At 58.4% G+C, this 800-nt stretch carries 1 protein-coding gene; it reads right to left on the bottom strand.

The window, feature by feature from the left end:
- Nucleotides 1-3: 3 nt before the first annotated feature.
- A partial coding sequence (locus KW824_RS20590) for an IS1595 family transposase (RefSeq protein ID WP_218410879.1) occupies nt 4-800 on the bottom strand: 797 nt, incomplete at its 5' end.

Here is an 800-nt window from a genome sequence, read left to right as displayed (position 1 = left end):
TGGCTATGTCCCAATTACGTGTTGCATGGGGCGCCCTAGCGCCTCATGCAAGCAACATCTGACGTCTATCCCTCGTTGATAACGCTCCAGCATCCGCCGCCAACCCAGATAATGCTTCAAGTAAGATGTCGCGACACCGTGAAATCGCTCCATCCATTCCTTTAGCCTGCGGTGATACCCGTTCACATGTTGGATATGGTAAGCACCGCTTATCACCCGCTGTCCCGCCCGGTTATGCAGCACCTGATGACTCAATCCCTGGCTACGGGCAAAGCTCGCATACACGCCTGCCCCATCACTGCACAGCACCGCATCCTTGTCGACTAGCGGCGCCAGGACCGCCTTCACATGCCTGGCATCCAGTTGCTCCAGTTGGAAATCGGCCAGATGGCCTTCCCTGTCTTGCACCACGACCACCGGGATGTAATCCGGTCCCGTTCCTCGGGTTCGCCCTTTGCCGCCTCGCTGTCGGGCTGGTCGTGACCAGACATACTGGCCTTTGAAGGACTCGAGAAAGAAGGTCTCATCCACTTCCACAATCCCGCCTTCATGGTCGGCCCGATGCTCTGCCATGGCGCGCAAAAAGCGATGGCGCCACAGGAAGGCTGTGTTCTTGCTGACTCCACAGCGCCGGGCCGCTGCTCTGACGGTTAGACCGTCGATGAGCGCCTGGGCATAGGCTTGCCAGCATTGGGTTTTTCTCAGGCGTGCCAATGGCGTCTTGGTCAAGGTAGAGCAGGTCCGCAAGCATTGTTTACAACGGTAACGCCGCAACCCCCGAGTCCAGCCCCAAGGAGCAA

The organism is Aeromonas sp. sif0611 (assembly GCF_019218845.1).
GTDB lineage: Bacteria > Pseudomonadota > Gammaproteobacteria > Enterobacterales > Aeromonadaceae > Aeromonas > Aeromonas media.
Note: the sequence above shows the minus strand (reverse complement) of the source record. Positions and strands in the feature narration are given on the sequence as shown.